We start from the raw sequence: 19036 nt of genomic DNA, 5'->3' as shown, positions 1-19036 counted from the left end.
ACGCCACATTGGGGCGCTCGCCGTCCGACCCCCGGATGCAAGACTGGGAAAGACCACCGGGGAGAGGGGCCATGACCACAGCCACCACCGCCACGACGAAATCCGTGGCGGCACCCACGCCGTGGCTCAAGTCCCTCACCACCTGGCTGACCTTCGCGACGTTGGCGCTCTACGCGTACCTCTCGTGGCGCCGCCGCTGGATGTCGGACGACGGGTTGCTCGTCCTGCGCACGGTCCGGCAGATCCTCGCCGGTCACGGGCCCGTGTTCAACGTCGGCGAGCGCGTCGAGGCCAGCACCAGCCCGCTGTGGACCTGGCTGCTGGCCGCCCTCGGCACGATCCCGGGCCCGGCGCTGGAGTGGCTGTCGGTCGGCACCGGCCTGGTCTGCGCGGTCGGTGGGCTGTTCTTCGCGATGGACGGCGCCCGCCGGCTCTACGACAGCCCGGTCGTCCCGGCGGGGGCGCTGATCGTGTGCGCGCTGCCGCCGTTTCGGGACTTCGCGACGTCCGGCCTCGAAACCGGGCTGGCGATGCTGTGGATCGGCCTGACCTGGTGGCTGCTGGTGCGGGGCAAGGCACCGAAGGCCACGGCGTTCGTCATCGGCCTCGGGGTGCTGGTGCGGCCTGACCTGGCGTTGTTCAGCATTGTCGCGTTCGCCGCGTTGGTGTTATCGCATCGGCCGAGGCTGCGGACCGGCCTCGGCTGGCTGGGCGTCGGAATTGCGTTGCCGGTGGCGTACCAGATCTTCCGCATGGGCTACTACGGCCTGCTGGTGCCGAACACCGCGCTGGCCAAGGAAGCGGGCACGAGCAACTGGTCACGTGGGTTCGACTACCTGCTCGACCTGGTCGACCCGTACTACCTCTGGCTGCCGATCCCGGTGCTCGCGGTCGCCGCGTTCCTGAGTCGGAAGTCGCGGATTCTCACCCTCACACCGGTGGTGGGCGCGGTGCTGCTGGCCACGTACGTGGTGCGCGTCGGCGGCGACTTCATGCACGGCCGGATGTTGCTGCCCGCGTTGTTCGCCCTGTTGCTGCCGGTGATGGCGCTGCCGCTGACGCGCAAGACGTTCGCGTTGCTGGCGGGCGTCGCCGTCTGGTCGGTGGCCGCGGCGGGGTGGCTGCGCGTGCCGTACGCGAACGACCACGCGGCCGTCGGCGTCACCGACGAGCGCGCGTACTGGTCGTGGGTGACCGGGCACGAGCACCCGGTGCTGGCATCGGACTTCCTCGGCGACCCGGTGATGCGCGCGGCCGTCGACGTCACCGACGCGACGCGCGCGCCGGCCGTGCTCGTGTACAGCTATGGGGAAAAGCGCTGGTACACGTTCCCGACCGACCGGCCGTACGTCACGCTCGCGGCCGACAGCATGGGCGCGATCAGCAACCTGGTGTCGCTCGACGTGCGCGTTCACGACGGCTACGGCCTCGCCAGCGACCTCGGCTCGCACTCCACGTCCATCCCCGGCGGGCGGCCCGGGCACTCGAAGTGGCTCACCGCTGCGTGGGAGATCGCCGACGCCAGCCGCGGCGACGTCGCGACCGACGGGCAGGTGCACGTCTTCACCCCGGCCGAGATCGAAGCCGCCCGCCAAGCGCTGCGCTGCCAGGGCGCGCAGGACGTGCTCACCTCGACGCGCAGCCCCTTGACTTTCGGTCGATTTATCGACAATTTCGCGGGATCTTTCAGTCGTACGGGCATCCGGTTCGACCGCGACCCCCGTGTGGCAGCGTCCTGCTGACGCTTACGGTGGATCGCATGACCGATCTTCCGCTCGCCCTGGTCACCGGTGCCTCGCGTGGTATCGGCGCCGCCGTCGCCCACCAGCTCGCCCCGACACACCGCCTGCTCCTCGGCGGCCGCGACGAGGCCGCGCTCGAGAAGGTGGCCGCCGAGCTGCCGGGCGCCGAGCCGTGGCGCGTGGACCTCACCGACGAGGCTTCGCTGGCGGCGGCCGCTTCGCAGATCGAGCACCTCGACGTCCTCGTCCACTCCGCCGGCGCCGCGCGGCTGAACACCATCGCCGACGCGACCGCCGAAGACTGGCGCGTGAACTACGAGGTCAACGTCGTCGCCGTCGCCGAGCTCACGCGCCTGCTGCTGCCCGCCCTGCGCGCCGCGCGCGGCCACGTCGTCGTGATCAACTCCGGTTCGGGCCGCACCTCCCGCGCGGGCTGGGGCCCGTATGCCGCGAGCAAGTTCGCCGTCCGAGCCTTCGCCGACGCGCTGCGCGAGGAAGAACCGGACCTGCGCGTCACCACGGTCTACCCCGGCCGCACCGACACTGACATGCAGCGCGCCGTGATCGCTCACGAGGGCGGCGAGTACGACCCGGCGCGCTTCCTCCGCCCGGACTCCGTGGCGACGGCGGTGCTCACCGCGGTGAGCGCGAGCCCGGAAGCGCACCTGACGGAAGTGATCCTCCGCCCCCGCTGAGGATGCTGACGCCTCAGGCGCGCAGCCGGGCCGCGGTGTCGGCGACCGACGCCTGGATCTTCGCGCGGTCCACGCGCGTCGGCTCGGCGTCCGCGACGACCTGTTCGCCGGCGACCCACACGTCGCGCACGCGGCGGGAACCGGCGGCCCACACGAGGTTGGACAGCAGCTGCTCGTCCGGCACGTCCAGGCCGGCGGCGAAGGCCGGGTCGTCGAGGTCGACGTGGACAAGGTCGGCCCAGCGGCCCGGCTCGAGGGCGCCGATGTCGGCGCGGCCCAGCGCGTCGGCGCCGCCACGGGTGGCCATGACGAACACGTCGGCGGCGGTCAGGACCGTGGAGTCGTCGTTGGCGAGCCGGGCGAGCATGGCCGTGAGCTGAAGCTCTTCCCACAGGTCGAGGTCGTCGTTGGACGCGGGGCCGTCAGTGCCGAGGCCGACGGCGACACCGGCCGCACGCAGGTCCTTGATGCGCGCGATGCCGGACGCGAGCTTCGCGTTCGAGCCCGGGCAGTGGGCCATGCCGACGCCGCGTGCGGCGAAGAGCGCGATGTCCTCGTCGGACAGGTGGATGGAGTGCGCGGCGAGGGTGCGGCCGGCGAACACGCCGAGCGAGTCGAGCAGCTTCGGCACCGAGCCGTACTCCTCGCGCTGGGCGAGGTCCTCGTTCGCGGACTCCGCCACGTGGATCTGCACCAACGCGCCGCGCGCGGCCGCCGATTCCGCGGTGGCGCGCAGGCCGTCGGGGTTCAGCATGTACGCGGAGTGCGGGCCGTAGCCCAGCTCGACGCGGTCGCCGGGGCCGAAGCGCAGGCCGTCGGTGTCGATCCAGCGGTCGATGGCCGCCAGCGACGTGCGCCAGTCCATGCCCGGCAGCTCCATCACCGGCGGCGCCACGAGCACGCGCCCGCCGGTGGTGAGCACCGCGTCCACGAGCTGCTCGCCCTCGAAGTACATCTCGGCGCTGGTCGTGACGCCGTGACGCAGCATCTCGACCGAGCCCAGCAGCATGCCGGTCCGCACGTCCTCGGGCCGCAGCTTCGCCTCGGTCGGCCAGATGATCTCGCGCAGCCACCGCAGCAGCGGCAGGTCGCCACCCATGCCGCGCAGCAGCGTCATCGGGCTGTGCGCGTGGGTGTTCACCAGCCCGGGCAGCAGGATCCCGCCGAGCCGCGTCACCTCGCCGATGCACTCGGGGGCCTCGGCGACCGGGCCCACGAACGCGATCCGGCCGCTGTCGTCGACGTCCACGACGGCGTCGCGCAGCAGCGAGCAGGCGGGATCGGCGGGCAGGACGACGGGCGCGTGGAAACGGTGCGACATGCGCAGATAGTACGGGCGTCCCAGACGGTTGTGGTCAGGGTGTCTTCTTGATCAGCTTGCCGTCGGCGCCCACAGCGAACCAGAGATTGTCCACCCCCTGGCCGTCGACGTCACCCGGACCCTGGTCGCCGACGTAGTAGTACAGCGGCCACTTCCCGTACTTCGCCTGCTCGACACCCGGGGTCCGTTCCGTTGCCGTCAGCAATTTCTGATCCGCGCCCGCGCCCGCGTGGAAATCCTTGTCGCCGGTCAGCGCGGGCCACGTGGCGAGGCAGCCGTCGCCACACGTGCTGGTGCCCGAAATGTCATCGGCGAAGGCATAAAGGGTCCTCCCCGAGGAGTCCGTGAGAATGGGGCCGAGGCCCGACTGGCCGATTTTCACGTCACCCGACGAAGCCGGGGCCGCCGGTGAAGAACCTTCGGGCGCGGAAGCAGATCCGCTGGTCGTGGTACTCCCGCAGGCAGCGAGGGTGCCGAGCAGAGCGGCACCGGCCAGGACGATCGAGACACGCATGAGAACTCCTCCACCGATTCACGTCGAATTCGCGACGAGACACGGCGGGCGCGGCGAAACGGTTCAACCGAGTTTTCCCCTGAACCACCGAACGCCGGATTCCGTGTCAGCTGCAGAATCCGATGTGAAAGGACGAACCCATGCGAGCACGAATCGCGGCACTGGCCGCGCTGACCGCCGGCCTCGGCCTGCTCGGCGCCGTCACCGCCACCGCCAGCCCGATGCCCGGCACCCCGACCACGCCCGACATGCCGGGGATGAGTGGCATGAACATGGACATGCCGGGCATGGACATGTCCGGGCAGGGCGCCTCGACCCCGGCCAAGGCGCCGGCCAGCCTGTCGACGGCCATCCAACGCTCCCAGCAGAAGCCGATCTTCCTGCAGGCCAAGCTCACCGGCGCCAACGAGGTCCCGGTGGCCGGCAAGCCCGCCGTCGGCGACCCGAAGGGCAGCGCCACCGGCATCGTCGAGGTGCAGGGCGACAAGGTCACCTACGCGTTCTCGTGGAAGGGCATCAGCGCCCCCACCCTCGGCCACATCCACCAGGGCGCCGCCGGTGTGAACGGCGACGTGAAGGTGCCGCTGTTCGGCACCGCGATGCCCGACACCGTCACCGCGGCCGCCGGCACCGCCACGATCACCGACCAGGCGACGGCCGACGGCCTGCGCAAGAACCCGTCGGGCTTCTACCTCAACCTGCACACCAAGGAGTTCCCCGGTGGCGCCGTTCGCGGGCAGCTCACGCCGCTGCGCTCCTCGGTCGACATGCTGAAGCTGCTGCAGGGCGGTGGCCTGCACGCGTTCATGTCCGGCAACCAGGAGGTCAAGGCTGCCCCGGGCGAGCCGAAGGCCGGTGACCCGAAGGCCAACGCCGTCGGCTTCGTCCGCCCGACCGGCACGCAGGTGCAGTTCTCCTTCGCGTGGTTCGGTTTCCAGCCGACGCTCGCCCACATCCACAAGGGGAACTTCGGCAAGAACGGCGCCGTGGTGGTGCCGCTGATCGGCACGACCGTGCCCGCGGGCGTGTTCGCTGTGTCCGGCACCGCGACCGGCCTCGACCCGGCCCTGGTGAAGGACATCGCGCGGCACCCGCTGTCGTACTACGCGAACCTGCACGACGCCGCCTTCCCGGGTGGCGCTGCGCGTGGCCAGCTTTTCTGAGCCAGCAACGGAAACCGGGGGCCGGCTCACCAGCCGGCCCCCGTTTTCCGTGGCGAGAAACCTCAGTCCACTACCCCGCTGCGCCAGGCCCACGCGGCGATCTCCACGCGGTTGCGCGCCCCGACCTTGCCCTGCACCGAAGCCAGGTGCGTCTTCACCGTCGAGAGCGACAAGTACAGCTCCGCGCCGATCTCCGTGTTCGTCAGACCGCGAGCGGCGGCCTTCACCACGTCGAGCTCACGCGCGGTGAGCGGTTCGGACGGCGGCGGCACGTCGCGCTTGTGCCCGTTCGCGCCGTCGAAGTGCTTGAGCAACCGCACCGTGATCTGCGGCGACACGAGCGCGTCGCCGCGTTCGGCCGCGCGGATGGCTTCGATCAGCAGCGCCGGGCCGGCGTCCTTGAGCAAGAAGCCGCTCGCGCCGTTGCGCAGTGCGGTGTGCACGTACTCGTCGAGGTCGAACGTGGTCACGACCACGACCTTCAGCGGGTCGGTGACGTCGGGGCCGGCCAGCTGCCGCGTGACCTCGAGGCCGTCGAGGCCCGGCATGCGGATGTCGAGCAGGCAGACGTCCGGACGCAGCTCGCGCGCCTTGGTGACGGCCGAGACGCCATCGGCGACGTCGGCCACCACCTCGATGTCGTCCTGCGCGTCCAGGATCATGCGGAACCCCATCCGCACCATCTCCTGGTCGTCCGCGATCAGTACCCGGATCACCCGTCATCCCCGTTCGCCTCGAGTGGCAGCCAAGCTTCCACGCGCCAGCCGCCGTCGGGCCCGCGCCCGGCCGTGATCCGGCCGTGCAGCAGGGCGACGCGCTCGCGCATGCCGACCAGACCGTAGCCGCCCGACCCACCGGCCGGTCGGTGAGCCTTCTCCCGGCCGTCGTCGCGCACCGACAGGTGCAGCTCGCGGCCGGTGACCTCGGCGTGGACCAGCGCTTCCGTCGCGTCGGCGGCGTGCTTGCCGACATTGGTGAGCGACTCCTGAACCAGCCGCAGCGCCGAGCGCCCGACCTCGTGCGGCAGGTTCGGCGGCAGGTCCAGCATCAGCGTGGTCTTGATGCCGTGGTTGGCACCGTCGACGAGCTTGCGCAGGTCGGCGGCCAGATCCGTGGTGGCCTGCTCGCTCAGGTCACTCGCGCCGGCGGGCGCGTCGCCACGCATGCTGCGCACGAGCCGGCGCATCGCCGCGAGCGCTTCGGTGCCCGCGTCTTCGATCCGGCCCATGGCTTCGAGCGCGAGCTGCGGGTTCTTCTCACCCATCATCCGCGCGGCCTGCGCCTGCACCACGATGCCGGTGACGTGGTGGGCCACCACGTCGTGCAGCTCGCGCGCGAGCGCCATCCGCTCGGTGGTCTGGGCGTCGGTCACCGCGGCCTTCATCACCTGCGTGCGCTCGGAATCGCGCGAACGCAGGAACATGCCGACCGCGATGGAGATGCCCAGCACCAGGCCCGCGCCCACCGCGAACGAGCCGATCTCCTGCGGATCGGTGAGCGGGGAGAAGCTCGACCGGCGCGTGTTGAGGATGGTTCCGACTGCCACCACCGCCGACAGCACGGCGATCCGCGGCCACGCCTTCACCAGCGGCACGGCGCGGACCAGGTTCACCACCACGCCGATCCCGGCCGCCATCTGCGCCGGCGGGATCCCACCCGCCAGCTGGTAGTCGTAGCCCAGCTTCAGGAACGGCATCACCAGTGCGGACAGCAGCATCAGCCCGGCTACACCGAGCATCGCGTCGCCGGGCCGCCGGGGCGAAAGCACCGCCACCACCGCGGTGCCGATCGAGCAGAACAGCACCGGGAAGCCCGATGGCCCGCCGTCGTAGGTGAAGCCGAACTCGAACAGCAGCGTGATCGCGAGCGCGCCGATCAGCGGCCACTGCCCCATCGCCAGCGCGTTGACGCGGCGCAGTTTGCGCAGCCGCTGCTCGCGCACCTCGCGTCGCCCGTCCGACTGCGTGCGGCCCGCCGCCCCGATCACGACGGCCGCGGTGAGCAGAGTGGCGCCGAACAGCATCGCGGACACGATCGAGGAGGACGAGACGTCCCCGTAGGTGTAGCGCCCGAACACCGCGATCAGCGCGCCGACCACGAGCGACGAGATCGCCGCGAACGCGACGCCGGGGCGGGCCCGGCGGGCGAGGTAGTAGACCATCTCCGTGCCCGCCACCACGTCGGTGATCGAGAGGTTCGCGAGCACGCTCGAATACGCCGGCGTGTGCAGGTAGCGCTGGAAGATCGTGAAGAACGCGAGCGCGAAGGCCGCGACCATCGCCGCCACCGCCGCGCGCCGGCGGGCCCAGACCGCGCACCCCACCATCACGAAGATGCCGGGGAACAAGGCGAAGTCGACGAACTTGGGGCCGTGGTCGTCCAGGGCCGCGTCGGTCACGAACACGAGGTCGAACAGCAGCGCCGCGAGCAGCACCACCACGGGCATGCCGAGGCGGCGCACGAGCTCGGTCACGCGCGTGGAGAACGATGAAGACGGCGGAGCTTGGGACACAACCGAACGGTAGAGGATCTCGGGCTGCGCGCACCTTGGCCAGGTGGTTCGAGCCGCATCGGCCGATCGGCCGATGCCGGTGATCGTCGGACTGGCCGTCTGCCCGAAGTGGACACCTGCCCCGATCCGTGAAGGTGGTTCCCAACGAAGTCGCAGACCAATGAGGGAGAGACACCCGGATGAGCAATCCACAGTGGACTTCCGGCCCGGTGCTGTCGGGGCGGGGGCTGGTGAAGCGGTACGGCGGGCAGTACGCGCTGGCCGGTATCGACATCGACATCCAGCCTGGGGACGCGGTGGCCATCGTGGGCCCGTCCGGGTCGGGCAAGACGTCGCTGCTGCACGTGCTGGCGGGCATCCTGCGCGCCGACGGCGGCGAGATCCACCTCATGGGCCGACGCATCGACAACCTGAACGAGAAGAAGCGCAGCGAGCTGCGGCGCACGGAGTTCGGGTTCGTCTTCCAGTCCGGGATGCTCGTGTCCGAGCTGACGGCCGAGGAGAACGTGGCACTGCCGTCGCTGCTCGCCGGCAAAGGCCGGCGCGAGTCGATCGCCGCTGGCCGCGAGTGGCTGGCGCGCCTCGGCCTCGCCGGCAAGGAGACCCGCCGTCCGGGTGAGCTCTCCGGCGGTGAGGCCCAGCGCGTGGCGATCGCGCGGGCGCTCACGCACCGGCCGAAGGTGATCTTCGCCGACGAGCCTACCGGCGCCCTCGACACGCGCACCGGCAGCGAGACCATGCGGGCGCTGCTCGGCGCCGCGCAGGAGTCCGGTGCCGCCGTGATCGTGGTGACCCACGACCGCGAGCTCGCCGAGTCGATGCCCAAGACCGTGGCCATCCGCGACGGCTTGATCGCGACGAGGTTGGCGGCATGAACTCGCTCCAGCTCGCCCTGCGCGTGCTCCGCGTCGACCGGCGGACCCGCACCTCGGCGATCCTCACCGCGGTCGGCGTCGCGGTCGCGACCGGGCTCGTGCTGCTGCTCGCCTCGCTGCCCTTCGCGACGCAGGTGCGCGAACAGCGCGGCATCTGGCAGGCGTCCTCCAACTTCGACGCCAGCGGCACGCCCGTCATGCTCGTCACCGGGTCCAAGGACTACTTCAACGGGCAGGAGATCACGCGTGTCGACGTCGCGGCCACCGGCAACACCGCCGGGCTGAAGCTGCCGGCCGGTATCCCGAAGCTGCCCGGGCCGGGCGAGACGCTCGTGTCGCCCGCGTTGGGCCGCCTGCTGAACAACACGTCGGCCAACCAGCTCGGCGACCGCTTCGGCAAGCCCGTCGCCGCGCTCGGCGACCAGGCGCTGAAGTACCCGGAACAGCTCGTGGCGCTCGTCGGCCACAGCGAGCAGGAGCTCAGCGCGACGGAGGCCGAACGCGCGACGGAGGCCGTCGCGCAGCCGGTGAGCGCGTTCCCGGACCAGCAGGCGGACGCGGATCCACTCCTGACACTGCTGGCGTGGGTCGGCATCATCGTGCTGCTGGTGCCGAGCCTGGTGCTCGTCGCGTCGTCGGCGCGGCTCACCGCGGCCCGGCGCGAACGCCGGCTCGCCGCGATCCGCCTGGCCGGCGCGACGCCGGGGCAGGTGACGTCGATGGTCGCGGGGGAAACGATCCTGTCGGCGGGCGTCGGGGCACTGCTCGGCTTGGCGATCAGTCCCGCGCTCCACGGCCTGGCGACGTTCGTCCCGTGGGGCGGCGGCACGTGGCTGGCCACGGACTTCACGCTGCCGATCCCGCTCGCGGTCTTCATCGTGATCGCCATCCCGGCGCTCGTGGTCCTGGCCGGCGTGCTCGGCCTGCGGCGCGTGCTGCGCAACCCGCTGTTCGCGACCGGCGGCCACAGCGTGAAGCCGCTGCGCTGGTGGCGGCTGCTCGTCCTGCCTGTGGCGGGCCTGTTCTTCCTGTACGCCGTGATCAGCGCCGGTGACGGCGGCGGGGCCACGCCGATCCTGGTCGGGTTGTTCCTCCTGATCGCGTCGGCGATCGTGGTCGGGCCGTGGGTGACCTCGGCGGTCGGTGGCACATTCGTGCGGGGCTGGCGGGGACCGTCGGCGCTGCTGGCCGGGCGCCGGTTGCGCGACGACCCGAAGGGCGCCTACCGCGCCACGGCGGGCATCGTGCTCGCCGTGTTCACCGGTTCGATGGCGCTCACGCTTTTGCCGTCGTTCGAGTCGCTCGCCGGTGGCGGGCGGACGTACGCCGACTCGGTGCTCTACGCCGACAGCAGCCCGGACAAGGCCGCGGCCGTCGTGGACCACGCCAACTCCACACTGGCCCGCTACGGCCAGCAGGAACGCGCGGTCGCGGTGGGCCAGGTCTACCTGGTGCAGGGCACGGGCGCCCAGCGGTCCTACCAGCGGGCACTCGTGATGTCGTGCGCTGACGCGGGCCGGCTGACGCGGCTGGGGATCACCGCGGCCGACTGCAAGCCCGGCGTCGGGCTGTACGCGCCGTACGAGCTGAACGCCGCCGAGTACCGCGTGGTCGGCGACCCGGAGCCCACTGACCCGGGTCAGCCGCTCGGCTCGGTGCCCGTCGGGACGTTCAAGATGAGCGACGACGTGAGCAGCTCCTACCTGCTCGACCCGGCGGCCGTGCCGGCCGGCGTGAAGCTCGGCGCGGCCACGGTGATCGCCCCGACGACGGACGCCGACCGCGAGATCGTCCGCACCGCCTTGGTCTCGGCTGCGCCGGGTGCGGAGGTCGGCAGCCGCGACCAGCACCTCTACGACCAGCAGACGCAGCTGTCGGACCTGCGCCGGGTGACCGTGATCGGTCTCGTGGCCGCGGGCATCCTCGCCGGCTGCAGCGCGGCCGTCGCCACGGCCGGCTCGATCATGGACCGGCGCCGGACGTTCGGGGCCCTGATGGCGGCCGGCACACCGGTGAAGGTGCTGGCGAGGGCGCTGCGGATGGAGACGGCATTGCCCGCGCTGGTCGCGACGATCGGCGCCGGCGTGGTCGGCGTCCTCGTCGGGATCGGGCTGTTCGGCACGGCGGGCGAAGGCGGTGTCGTGTTCAGCCCGTGGATCTTCGCCCCGGTCGTGCTCGGCGTCGGGGTGGCGCTGCTCGGAGCCTCGATCTGCACGCCCGCCCTGCGACGCGTGCAGGCGGAACCGCTGGCCGACGAGTAGCGGGCGTCCGCCCTTTCGCGGGGAGGGGCGGACGCCAGTGGTGAAAAAGGGGAGAAAAGGGCCGCTGCCGGGGTGGGTACCCAGCAGCGGCCCTTTTGCGGTTGTTTTCTACGACAATTTGTCAGCGTTTCTCGAAAATGAGGTCGTGTGACACTCGGCCTTCGGCGTCGGCGCGCTGTTCGAACTTCGTCCGCGGCCGCCATTCGGGCCTCGGCGCCCAGCCGCCCGGTTCGTCCGCGTAGCGGTTGCGCAATGCGGGCTCGGCTGAACACACTTCCAGCATCTGCTCGGCGTAGTGCTCCCAGTCGGTGGCGAGGTGGAACGTGCCACCTTGGGTGAGCCGCGACGCGACCAGGGCCACGAAGTCCGGCTGCACGATCCGGCGCTTGTGGTGGCGCTTCTTCGGCCACGGGTCCGGGAAGTACAGTCGCACGCCGGCGAGCGCGCCGGGCTCGACGTGTTCGGTCAGCAACACCACCGCGTCGCCGTGCATCAGCCGCAGGTTCTCGAGGCCGAGCTTCTCCGCGCGCAGCATCAGCTGGCCCAGGCCCGGGTCGTAGACCTCGGCAGCCACGTAGTTGAGCTCGGGCGCGGCCGCCGCGAGCTGCGACGTCGTCTCGCCCATGCCGGAGCCGATCTCCAGCATCACCGGCGCCTCGCGGCCGAACCACGCGGTGAAGTCGACCGGTCCGGCCGGCAGGTCGGCGACCGTGCGGCCCAGCCGGGGCCAGTGTTCGTTCCAGGCGCGCTGCTGGCCGACGGTCATCCGGCCGCCGCGGTTGACAAAGCTGACCACGCTGCGCAGCCGGGGCTGGTCCTCGTTCTCCACCCGGACAAGATACGGGCGGTCAGCGGACGGCTTCGAACTCCCCGAGCCGGGAGCGCAGTCCGGCGAGCCCGGACACGGCGATCGGGTGCGGCGTCGTGCCGGTGTGGGCGGGCAGCACGTCGATCCAGCCGGGGTGGCGATCGGTGTTCAGCACGGTCGTCGGGACGGAGTGCCCGGACTTCCCGCGCTCGGACGGCATGAACTCCCAGTAGCCCGATTCGCCGTCGGCGGCCCAGGGCACGAACTCCCAGCCGGAACGGCGGGAGAGCAGTTGCTGAATGCGGTCTTCGATGCGGAACCCGAGCTCACGGGACTCGAGTCGCCCGCTCGCAACGGCGCGCAGCCACCACGGCGCGGGCAGTGGGCCCTGCATGCCGCTGGCCCTGCGGTAGAGGGCGAGCACGAGGTCTTCGCTCGCGCGGTGCACCCACGCCTGGCGCAGGTCGCCGGGCTTCGTCGCGGGCTGCGCGAACCGTGGTAGCTCGATCGCCTGAGACCATTCGAGGTCCAGCATCGGCTCGAGCCGGGGTTGGGGCGCCGCTTCGCCGTGGCTGAGGGAGGCCGCTTCGGTGCGGGCTGTGGGAATGGGACTCATGAGCCCCTGACCAGCGTCCACCGTCAAGGTTCACCTCCGGGGAGCTGAGACGGACGAGCACGCTCTTGACCTCGAATATCCTGGGGACTTTGCCAGTATGTCCGCTCCCTGTGAGAGAAGCCACAACGACTTAACGAGGTCTTAATCCGTTTGCCTCATGGACCCCTGTTCTGCACGTGCAGATTAACGCGAATGTGCTCTCGTCACGCGTCGCGGCGGTTCGCGGTGCGCACGCCGGCGACGAAGAACGCGACACAAATGCCGCCGGAATACGCGAGGCAGCGCCACGGGCCGGAAGCGGGCGTCACGTTCGGTGCCGCTCGTGTGAAATCCCCATCGGCGAACTGCTGGGTCCAGATGAGCACGAGCGGCAACGCGAGCGTGGTGCTCCGCAGCAGCGGCACTGCTGGGCGACCCGAAGTGCTGCTGTTCGACGAGCCGGTGAACGGTCTCGACCCCGAAGGCGTGCGGTGGGTCCGGCGCCTGATGAATTCCCAGGCGTTCGACGGCCCCACCGTGGACGCGGCGAGCCATCTGCGACCGGAGATGGAGCAGACGGCGCAGGACCTTGTGGTGATCGGCCGCGGGCGATCATCTGCCAGGGCACGGTGGCCGGCTTCGTCGACCGTGCCGGCTCGCGCGGCGCCCGCGTGCGCACACCCCGCGATGCCGAGGCGCTGCAGCAGGCCGAGGAAGAACTCGCCCGTGCGCCTTTTCGCGACGGACCGGAGGCCGAAGGAGTGGGTCGGCGAGCTGCCGGTCGGGCTTGCCGTCGATGTGCGCGGTGCCGGCCGTGGGGTGTCGAGGCCCAGGATCAGCCGCATCGTCGTGGACTTGCCGGCGCCGTTCGGGCCCAGAGCCGGTGACCGGCCCGTGGGTCTCCGGCACGCGGGCACCCTGCTGAGCCGAGCGCGTACCGAAACGGAAAGATCCGGGTCGCCCCCCGAATTGGCGACCCGGATCTATCTCTTTCCCCCGTTCAGCCGGTTTCGGCCCCCGCCGCCTCCGCCCGAACGTCCCTGTGGTGGGTCCTGTCAGGCGTCGCGCTTCTTCGCGACGCCGATCGCGATGGCCAGGAGCACGATCGCGATGCCCGCGAAGTAGGCGAGCGACCAGCCCTGCGAGAGCACCGCGTCGGACGGCGGCGGCCCCTGCACCGCCCCGCCCGCACCGCGGAGGAACTTCTCCGCGACATTGAACGGCAGCCACTCGTGGATCTTCGGGCCGACGGTCGGGATCAGCTGCACCAGGCTTTCCACGGCCAGCACGTAGATCAGCAGCAGTGCGATCGCGCCGGCGCTGTGGCGGATCAGGATGCCGACGGCGACCGCGATCACCGCGGCGAGTGCGAAGAGCACGCCGACGCCGGCGACGTTGATCCACTCGGCCGAGGTGTCGAGCGCGAGCGCGTCCGACGGGCGGATGGCGTAACCCAGAGCCCAGGCGCCGAACGCGCCGATCTCGCCGATCACGAGCGAAAGCAGGGCGACGACGGTGGCCTTGGCGACGAGCACCGAGGTGCGGCCCGGCACGGCCTGGAACGTGGTGCGAATGGTGCCGAAGCGGTACTCGGTGGTCACCGAGAGCGCCGCCAGCACCATGATCACGGCGATGCCGAACTGGTAGCCGAACTGTGTCGTCGCGACGTCGATGGTCGCCGTGCTCGGAGCCGCGCCCGCCACCAGGGCGGAGAAGCCGGCGGTGAGGACGATGGCGATGAGGGCACACCACCACGGTGAGCGGGTGGTGAACAGCTTGATGCGTTCGACCGCGAGCAGAGTCATGGTTCTTTTCCCCGGAATCCTTGTTGTACGAGTAGTCGTCAGCGGGCGGTGGGCTGGAGGGCTTGCTGCGCCTCGGCCTCGAGCCCGGTGTGGTACTCGACGGAGTCGCCGGTGATCTGCATGAAGGCCTGCTCGAGCGAACCGGTCTGCGGGCTCAGCTCGTGGAGCACGACGTTCGCGGAAGCCGCGAGCTCGCCGATCTTGGCACTGTCCATCCCGGACACGATGAGCGCTTCGCCCGCGTCGGTCACCTGGGCGCTGGCGCGCACCAGTGCCTCGCGCAGCGCGGGCAGCTGCGGCGAGCGCACCTTCACGGTGTTCTCCGCGGCCCGCGCCACGAACTCCTCGGTGGACGACTGCGCGATGAGCTGACCCTTGCCGATCACCACGAGCTCGCTCGCGGTCAGGGCCATCTCCGAGAGCAGATGGCTCGACACGAACACCGTGCGGCCGTCGTCGGCCAGGCGGTGCATGAACTTGCGGATCCAGAGGATGCCCTCGGGGTCGAGGCCGTTCACCGGCTCGTCGAAGAGGAGCACCTCTGGGTCGCCCAGCAGCGCGCCCGCGATCCCCAGCCGCTGCGACATGCCGAGCGAGAACCCGCCGGCGCGCTTGCCGGCCACGCTGGTGAGACCCACGACGTCGAGCACTTCGTCCACACGCGACGCCGGGATGCGGTTGGATTTCGCCATCCACATCAGGTGCGCGCGGGCCGAGCGGTTGGGGTGCACCCACTTCGCGTCGAGCAGCGCGCCGACGGTGCGCAGCGGGTCCTTCAGGTCGTGGTACCGCTTGCCCCCGATGCGGACCTCGCCGGCGGTGGGGTTGTCGAGCCCCAGGATCATGCGCATGGTGGTGGACTTGCCGGCGCCGTTCGGGCCCAGGAAGCCGGTGACCTTCCCCGTGGCCACGCTGAACGACAGGTTGTTCACCGCCAGCGTGTTCCCGTAGCGCTTGGTGAGACCTGATGCCTCGATCATTCCCCTGCTCCCTCGTTGACGGCTGTGCCGCTGTACCCGCAACATCGTGACCGAGCGAGACCGGTCTTCGCGTCATCCTGTGGGTCGAACTCGTCACCCGACCTGAGTAGTACCCAACCGCTCCGGCGGTGGATGTGCGATCGGTGAAACCCCTGAGCCGACCCTGAACTTCAGCGTCCGAAATAGATCAAGTGGATCAAGACCTCAGCTGAGGCCGGGGCGCGCGAGTCCGGTCTCGTAGGCCAGCACCACGGCCTGCACGCGGTCGCGCAGGTCGAGTTTCGCCAGGATACGGCCCACGTGCGTCTTCACCGTGGCTTCGGAGAGAAAGAGCGTTTCGGCGATTTCGAGGTTGGACATGCCCTTCGCGATGAGCACGAGGACCTCGCGTTCGCGGTCGGTCAGCACTTCGAGCTCGCTCGCGTCGCGCACCGGGGAGCCGCCGGCGCCCACGAAGCGGTCGAGCAGCCGCTTGGTCACCGACGGTGACACCACCGCGTCGCCCGACGCGACCGACCGCAGCGCCGACACGAGGTGGTCGGGCGGGGTGTCTTTGAGCAGGAAGCCCGACGCGCCGCCCTGCAGGGCCGCGTAGACGTACTCGTCGAGGTCGAAGGTGGTCATCACCAGCACGCGCGCGGTCCCGGCGGCCACGATCTGCTTCGTGGCCTCCACCCCGTCGAGCACCGGCATGCGCACGTCCATGAGCACGACGTCGGGCCGCAGCTCGTCGGCCAGGCGGATGGCCTGCGCGCCGTCGCCGGCCTCGCCCACCACGTCGATGTCGGCCTGCGCGCCGAGCACCATCCGGAAGCCGACGCGCATCAGTTCCTGGTCGTCCACGACCACCACGTTGATCACGGCGCCAACCTAACGGGCAGCACGGCACGCACCTGCCACCCACCGGCGGGCGCCGGGCCCACCTCCAGCGTTCCGCCGTACACGTTCGCGCGCTCCCGCATCCCGATCAGTCCGTTCCCGCCCGCGACCTGCAGTCGCGGGGCCTTCTTCGACGGAGCTGGAGCACCCACCGTCACCTGTTCGAGCTGCCGTGCGCGGCCGGCGCCGTCGTCGCGGACGAGCACCTCGACCACGTCGCCGATTTTGCTGTCGCCCTTGCGGTGCACGTGGACCTCGGCGCGAGCGCCGGTACCGGCGTGCTTGAGCGTGTTCGTGAGCGACTCCTGCACGATGCGGTAGATGCCGAGGGAGACACCGGCGGGCAGGTCGGTGAGGCCTTCACCCACCTCGAGGTTCACCGGGACGCCCGCGCCGCGCATGCGTTCGGCCAGCTCGCCGAGCGCATTGGCGTCGGGCTGCGGCACGCGGGGCTCGCCGTCGCCGTGGTCGCCGCGCAGCACTTCGAGCAGCCGGCGCAGCTCGCCGAGGGCGCCGCGGCCGGTTTCGGAGATCGTCTGCAGCGCGCGGCCGGCCAGCTCCGGGTTCGTCGGCAACGCCAGCGCGGCGCCGTCGGCCTGCACCACCATCACGCTCACGGAGTGGGCGACCACGTCGTGCAGTTCGCGCGCGATGCGGCCGCGCTCCTCGGCCACGGCGATGCGCGTGGCCTGGTCGCGTTCGGTCTCCAGCAGGTGCAGGCGGGCTTCCACCTCCAGCTGGTACGCGCGCCGCGCCCCGACGAACTCGCCGAGCGTCCAGCACAGCGCGATGCCGAAGGCGGTGAACAGCGCGTTGCCCAGCCAGGGTGTCGACTTGTCGGTGAACACCTCGACGCCGGTCAGCAGCACGAGGGCGCCGACGTAGATCAGCCCCTGCTTGCGGCCGATGTAGACGAGGATCGAGTACAGGCTCATCGCGAGCGCCGCGACGGAGGAGAAACCGAGCGACAGTGCTGCGTGCGCGATGGCGACGAAGTACACGACGTAGGCCGAGACCAGCGGCTTCTTCCGCCGGAACACGAGCGGCGCCACCATGGCGACGTCGATCGGCAGCGAGATGAACCACGGCGGCGGGTGGTTCTGGTTGCCGACGGTGCCGCCGACGAACAGCACGAAGTCGATGAACAGCAGGACCACGGCGAGCAACGTGTCCCCCGCCATGGGGTGGGCACGCATCCACAGGCTCAGCCGTCGCACCCGACAAGATTAGGTTGGCGGCCGGGCACGTCGCGTCATCCTCGGGTAGCACTGTCGGTCGTACTCGCGGTGGTCGGGCATGGCACGATTTCCCGGCGGGACGAGTGGACGAGAGGGGCGGGCCGTGACGGAGCAGGGGCGCCTCGCGGGCCCGCTGTCGATGTCGGTCGCCAACCTGTGCCACCGGCTCGCCTCGCAGGTCTCGCCGCGTACGGCCGCCGGGTTCGCCGAAGTGCAGCGCCGGCTCGCCGCGCCGCTGCAGGTCGCCGTGGCCGGGCGGATCAAGTCGGGCAAGTCCACGCTGGTCAACGCGTTGATCGGCCGCCGGGTCGCGCCCACCGACGTCGGTGAGTGCACGCGGCTGGTCACGCGCTTCCAGTACGGCACGGTCGACCGCGTCGAGGTCGTGTTCACCGACGGCACCAAGCAGGTGCTGCCCTTCGCCGCCGACGGGTCGATCCCGGCCGAGCTGGGCGTGGACATCACCAAGGTCTCGCACCTCGAGGCCTATCTGACCAACGCGGTGCTGCAGGGCATGACCGTGATCGACACCCCGGGCCTGGGCTCGCTCGACGCCGCGTCGGTCTCGCGCACGGAACAGCTGCTGGGCGCCGCGCAGGAGGACACCGGTTCGGACAACCTCGACGACACCTCCCGCAACGCCGTCGCCGGCGCGGAAGCCGTGCTCTACGTGGTGACGCAGGGCGTGCGAGCCGACGACCAGCAGGCGCTCGCCGCGTTCACCGCCGCCACCGCGAGCCGCGAGGCGGGCCCGGTGAACGCGATCGCCGTGCTGAACAAAGCCGACACGATCGTCGCGGAGACCGTCGAGGGTTCGGGCGGCGACATCTGGCTGGCGGCGAAGCTGCTGGCGGAGAAGCAGGCGGGCACGCTCAAGCCGCGCGTCGCCGACGTGCTGCCCGTGATCGGCCTGATCGCCGAGTCCGCGGAGTCGGGTGGGTTCACCTCGGCCGATGCGGACGCGCTGCACCAGCTCGCCGACCTCGACGACGAGGTCCTCGAGACCATGCTCATCTCGGCCGACATCTTCACCAGCTGGGAGTGCGACGTCCCCGCCGGCGTCCGGCTCCGGCTGCTGGAAAAGCTCGACCTGTACGGCGTCGGCCGCGCCGTCGACGCCATCCGCGCCGAGCCCGCCATCACCGCGGGCGCGCTGCGGCGGGTGCTGCTCGACGCGTCGGGCCTCGACGCGGTGCGCCAGCGCCTGGCCGTCGTCTTCGCCGCGCGCGCCGACGGGATCAAGGCCGCCGCGGCGCTCGCGTCGGTGACCGCGCTGGCCCACGCGTCGGGCGATCCCGGCGAACGCCAGCGCGTGCACGACGCGATCGAGGTCCTGCTCGCCAAGCCGGAGGCGCACCAGCTGCGGCTGTTGGAGGCGTTGACGCTGGTGGCCTCCGGAGCCGTCGACATGCCGGAGGACCTCGCCGAAGAGGTGCTGCGCGTCGGCAGCAACGCCGACCTCGGCGCGCAGCTGGGACTCCCCGGCGCCGCCCGGCCGGAACTGGCCGCCCACGCCCTCGAACGCGCGGGCTGGTGGCGCTCCTTTGCCTCGTTCGGCGCAACGCCCGCGCAGAGCCGCGTGGCGCACGTCGTCCACCGGGCCTATTTCCTGATCTGGCAACAGATCCGCATGCCCTAGGTTTGTCGC

General features: G+C 71.0%; 17 protein-coding genes and 2 pseudogenes. 7 read left to right on the top strand and 12 right to left on the bottom strand.

Going from position 1 to position 19036, the window contains the following annotated elements; genetic code table 11:
• The first annotated feature begins 71 nt into the window (after positions 1-71).
• Together AB0F91_RS39490 and AB0F91_RS39485 are read left to right on the top strand one after the other, a co-directional pair.
• A complete protein-coding gene (locus AB0F91_RS39490) occupies positions 72-1742 on the top strand; it encodes a hypothetical protein (RefSeq protein WP_360606286.1) in 1671 nt (556 codons plus the stop codon).
• Positions 1743-1759: 17 nt separating this feature from the next.
• Positions 1760-2437, top strand: coding sequence for an SDR family oxidoreductase (locus AB0F91_RS39485; protein ID WP_360606284.1), 678 nt, complete (start codon positions 1760-1762; stop codon positions 2435-2437).
• A 13-nt stretch (positions 2438-2450) separates the two neighbouring features.
• Here the strand turns inward: AB0F91_RS39485 and AB0F91_RS39480 are convergent, their stop codons facing one another.
• Together AB0F91_RS39480 and AB0F91_RS39475 are read right to left on the bottom strand one after the other, a co-directional pair.
• Positions 2451-3758, bottom strand: coding sequence for an amidohydrolase (locus AB0F91_RS39480; RefSeq protein ID WP_360606282.1), 1308 nt, complete (start codon positions 3756-3758; stop codon positions 2451-2453).
• Positions 3759-3792: 34 nt separating this feature from the next.
• Positions 3793-4272 carry a hypothetical protein gene (locus AB0F91_RS39475; RefSeq protein ID WP_360606280.1) on the bottom strand — a complete coding sequence of 160 codons (480 nt, stop codon included), beginning with the start codon at positions 4270-4272 and terminating at the stop codon, positions 3793-3795.
• Positions 4273-4412: 140 nt separating this feature from the next.
• Between AB0F91_RS39475 and AB0F91_RS39470 the strand changes: the two genes are divergently transcribed.
• Positions 4413-5435 (top strand): CHRD domain-containing protein, encoded by a 1023-nt coding sequence (locus AB0F91_RS39470; protein ID WP_360606278.1) that lies wholly within the window; start codon positions 4413-4415, stop codon positions 5433-5435.
• 62 nt (positions 5436-5497) lie between these two features.
• Here AB0F91_RS39470 and AB0F91_RS39465 read toward each other — a convergent pair whose 3' ends face one another.
• The gene (locus AB0F91_RS39465; protein WP_360606276.1) at positions 5498-6151 is read right to left on the bottom strand and encodes a response regulator transcription factor; all 654 of its coding nucleotides are present in this window, start codon (positions 6149-6151) and stop codon (positions 5498-5500) included.
• The gene (locus AB0F91_RS39460; RefSeq protein WP_360606274.1) at positions 6148-7947 is read right to left on the bottom strand and encodes a histidine kinase; all 1800 of its coding nucleotides are present in this window, start codon (positions 7945-7947) and stop codon (positions 6148-6150) included. Before AB0F91_RS39460 ends, AB0F91_RS39465 begins: the two co-directional genes overlap by 4 nt.
• A 179-nt stretch (positions 7948-8126) precedes the next feature.
• On the opposite strand from AB0F91_RS39460, the gene AB0F91_RS39455 reads away from it, so the two are divergent.
• Both AB0F91_RS39455 and AB0F91_RS39450 read left to right on the top strand, forming a co-directional pair.
• Complete coding sequence (locus AB0F91_RS39455; protein ID WP_360606272.1) at positions 8127-8822, top strand: ABC transporter ATP-binding protein; 696 nt, start codon at positions 8127-8129, stop codon at positions 8820-8822.
• Complete coding sequence (locus AB0F91_RS39450; protein ID WP_360606270.1) at positions 8819-11083, top strand: ABC transporter permease; 2265 nt, start codon at positions 8819-8821, stop codon at positions 11081-11083. The genes AB0F91_RS39455 and AB0F91_RS39450 overlap by 4 nt, the downstream gene beginning before the upstream one ends.
• A gap of 121 nt (positions 11084-11204) precedes the next feature.
• On the opposite strand, the gene trmB is transcribed toward AB0F91_RS39450, so the two are convergent.
• The 3 genes from trmB to AB0F91_RS39435 form a co-directional block, all read right to left on the bottom strand.
• A complete protein-coding gene (gene trmB, locus AB0F91_RS39445) occupies positions 11205-11912 on the bottom strand; it encodes a tRNA (guanosine(46)-N7)-methyltransferase TrmB (protein WP_360606268.1) in 708 nt (235 codons plus the stop codon).
• Positions 11913-11931: 19 nt separating this feature from the next.
• The gene (locus AB0F91_RS39440) at positions 11932-12426 is read right to left on the bottom strand and encodes a hypothetical protein (RefSeq protein WP_360606327.1); all 495 of its coding nucleotides are present in this window, start codon (positions 12424-12426) and stop codon (positions 11932-11934) included.
• A 284-nt stretch (positions 12427-12710) separates the two neighbouring features.
• On the bottom strand, positions 12711-12911 hold the full coding sequence (locus tag AB0F91_RS39435) for a hypothetical protein (protein ID WP_360606266.1): 201 nt from the start codon (positions 12909-12911) through the stop codon (positions 12711-12713).
• Positions 12912-12915: 4 nt separating this feature from the next.
• On the opposite strand from AB0F91_RS39435, the pseudogene AB0F91_RS39430 reads away from it, so the two are divergent.
• Positions 12916-13169: pseudogene (locus tag AB0F91_RS39430) on the top strand (ABC transporter ATP-binding protein); the annotation flags it as partial.
• 76 nt (positions 13170-13245) lie between these two features.
• On the opposite strand, the pseudogene AB0F91_RS39425 reads toward AB0F91_RS39430, so the two are convergent.
• The 5 genes and pseudogenes from AB0F91_RS39425 to AB0F91_RS39405 all read right to left on the bottom strand — a co-directional run.
• A pseudogene (locus tag AB0F91_RS39425) lies at positions 13246-13364 on the bottom strand (ATP-binding cassette domain-containing protein); the annotation flags it as partial.
• 177 nt (positions 13365-13541) lie between these two features.
• The gene (locus AB0F91_RS39420) at positions 13542-14291 is read right to left on the bottom strand and encodes an ABC transporter permease (protein WP_360606264.1); all 750 of its coding nucleotides are present in this window, start codon (positions 14289-14291) and stop codon (positions 13542-13544) included.
• Between the two features lie 38 nt (positions 14292-14329).
• The gene (locus tag AB0F91_RS39415) at positions 14330-15271 is read right to left on the bottom strand and encodes an ABC transporter ATP-binding protein (protein WP_360606262.1); all 942 of its coding nucleotides are present in this window, start codon (positions 15269-15271) and stop codon (positions 14330-14332) included.
• A gap of 204 nt (positions 15272-15475) precedes the next feature.
• Positions 15476-16132, bottom strand: a complete 657-nt coding sequence (locus AB0F91_RS39410) for a response regulator transcription factor (protein WP_360606260.1) — start codon at positions 16130-16132, stop codon at positions 15476-15478.
• Entirely contained in the window at positions 16129-17331 is a 1203-nt protein-coding gene (locus AB0F91_RS39405) for a histidine kinase (protein ID WP_360606325.1), read from the bottom strand. Before AB0F91_RS39405 ends, AB0F91_RS39410 begins: the two co-directional genes overlap by 4 nt.
• A gap of 115 nt (positions 17332-17446) precedes the next feature.
• Between AB0F91_RS39405 and AB0F91_RS39400 the strand changes: the two genes are divergently transcribed.
• Positions 17447-19027 carry a dynamin family protein gene (locus tag AB0F91_RS39400; protein ID WP_360606258.1) on the top strand — a complete coding sequence of 527 codons (1581 nt, stop codon included), beginning with the start codon at positions 17447-17449 and terminating at the stop codon, positions 19025-19027.
• The last annotated feature ends 9 nt before the right edge of the window (positions 19028-19036 follow it).

Origin of the sequence: Amycolatopsis sp. NPDC023774 (genome assembly GCF_040639695.1) — a bacterium.
GTDB lineage: Bacteria > Actinomycetota > Actinomycetes > Mycobacteriales > Pseudonocardiaceae > Amycolatopsis.
Note: the sequence above shows the minus strand (reverse complement) of the source record. Positions and strands in the feature narration are given on the sequence as shown.

Coding starts and splice junctions, on each gene's coding strand:
- AB0F91_RS39490 (WP_360606286.1), top strand. CDS start 72: ATGACCACAGCCACCACCGCCACGACGAAATCCGTGGCGGCACCCACG.
- AB0F91_RS39485 (WP_360606284.1), top strand. CDS start 1,760: ATGACCGATCTTCCGCTCGCCCTGGTCACCGGTGCCTCGCGTGGTATC.
- AB0F91_RS39480 (WP_360606282.1), bottom strand. CDS start 3,758: ATGTCGCACCGTTTCCACGCGCCCGTCGTCCTGCCCGCCGATCCCGCC.
- AB0F91_RS39475 (WP_360606280.1), bottom strand. CDS start 4,272: ATGCGTGTCTCGATCGTCCTGGCCGGTGCCGCTCTGCTCGGCACCCTC.
- AB0F91_RS39470 (WP_360606278.1), top strand. CDS start 4,413: ATGCGAGCACGAATCGCGGCACTGGCCGCGCTGACCGCCGGCCTCGGC.
- AB0F91_RS39455 (WP_360606272.1), top strand. CDS start 8,127: ATGAGCAATCCACAGTGGACTTCCGGCCCGGTGCTGTCGGGGCGGGGG.
- AB0F91_RS39450 (WP_360606270.1), top strand. CDS start 8,819: ATGAACTCGCTCCAGCTCGCCCTGCGCGTGCTCCGCGTCGACCGGCGG.
- AB0F91_RS39440 (WP_360606327.1), bottom strand. CDS start 12,426: ATGCTGGACCTCGAATGGTCTCAGGCGATCGAGCTACCACGGTTCGCG.
- AB0F91_RS39420 (WP_360606264.1), bottom strand. CDS start 14,291: ATGACTCTGCTCGCGGTCGAACGCATCAAGCTGTTCACCACCCGCTCA.
- AB0F91_RS39415 (WP_360606262.1), bottom strand. CDS start 15,271: ATGATCGAGGCATCAGGTCTCACCAAGCGCTACGGGAACACGCTGGCG.
- AB0F91_RS39405 (WP_360606325.1), bottom strand. CDS start 17,331: ATGGCGGGGGACACGTTGCTCGCCGTGGTCCTGCTGTTCATCGACTTC.
- AB0F91_RS39400 (WP_360606258.1), top strand. CDS start 17,447: ATGGCACGATTTCCCGGCGGGACGAGTGGACGAGAGGGGCGGGCCGTG.